This is a genomic window from Roseivivax halotolerans (assembly GCF_900115815.1).
GTDB classification, from domain to species: domain Bacteria; phylum Pseudomonadota; class Alphaproteobacteria; order Rhodobacterales; family Rhodobacteraceae; genus Roseivivax; species Roseivivax halotolerans.
Genome location: NZ_FOXV01000045.1, coordinates 1 through 1,012, shown reverse-complemented (window position 1 = coordinate 1,012; position 1,012 = coordinate 1). Strand labels below are relative to the sequence as shown.

Below are 1,012 nucleotides of genomic sequence, written 5' to 3'. Positions count from 1 at the left end.
CCGCGCCTGCGCCCATTGCTCACGCCGCCGAATGATGGCACCCAAAAGGAGAACAGGCTCGACTTACGAGTGGCCCTGAAAAAAGGGGCAGGTCACCCGGACCGTGGTGCCTGAGGAATTTCCTCATGTCTGCAACGGTCCATGGTGTTGCGCCACCCCGATTTTTGTGGACCTTTTTGACCTCGAACACCGAGGGTGTCTTTGGGAAACCGAAACGCTCCTCGCCCCATCTATACGCGGCACGCAACGCTTTGAGGCAATTGTCTGCAGATCCAGTTTTCGAACCGAAAGAGTCGCGAATGTGGACGATTGCCGCTTTGGGTAAGTCTACATCAAGGGACCCCATACGATCGCCATCAGGATCCTTGATGTCGCATGCACGGCGAAGCAACGATCGATGTCCCTTCAGGGTCAGTGGCGACGGCTTGTGTTGTGGTTCGATATCGCTGTCCTCAACCCTCTCAGAAAGCCATTCAAGATATCCGTCGCAGAGGGCATCCAGCGTCCCTGTAATAGCTTTTTCTGGTTTCTTTTCTTCCAGCTTTCGTCCAGCGCGAGCCGCGAAATAGTGCTCATGAAACCCAGGCTCGCCCGGGCCCATAGGTATCGGAAGCTTACGGTTGCGATCTCCCTCAACGCGAACACGCCAACGAATTGTGCCTGCAGCAGTTCGATCTTTGAGCAGTCCTGGAAACCGATGCTTCATTTATTTTCTCCCCACTTCTTCGGTGATTTCGAACCGGCTCTGGTGTTTGAGTTTGCGTGGTTCATTTCGGCTTGCGCTCCGAACTCGACCCGCATCGAACCGTCCGGCTGAATATCCATCGACGAGACTGTCAGCCCCAAGTCCAGAGCGGCAGACAACGCGTTGGAAACAGACGCTTTTGTAAGTTTTGGTGACGGCAATTTTTCAGACCTGTCAACGGCGGAGTAATAACCGGCCACGTGGCGGCGCAAAACCAGGCCAGTGTCGGGGTGCTGAGCGCCATGGCGCGCGCGCTCCCCAAATAGC

General features: G+C 55.6%; 2 protein-coding genes. Both read right to left on the bottom strand.

Annotated features, from left to right (window positions below; genetic code table 11):
- Positions 1–19: 19 nt before the first annotated feature.
- Complete coding sequence (locus BM171_RS18800) at positions 20–706, bottom strand: hypothetical protein (protein WP_139218767.1); 687 nt, start codon at positions 704–706, stop codon at positions 20–22.
- On the bottom strand, positions 703–1,012 hold a 310-nt coding region (locus BM171_RS19080; protein WP_175497639.1), incomplete at its 5' end, for a hypothetical protein. The genes BM171_RS18800 and BM171_RS19080, both read right to left, overlap by 4 nt.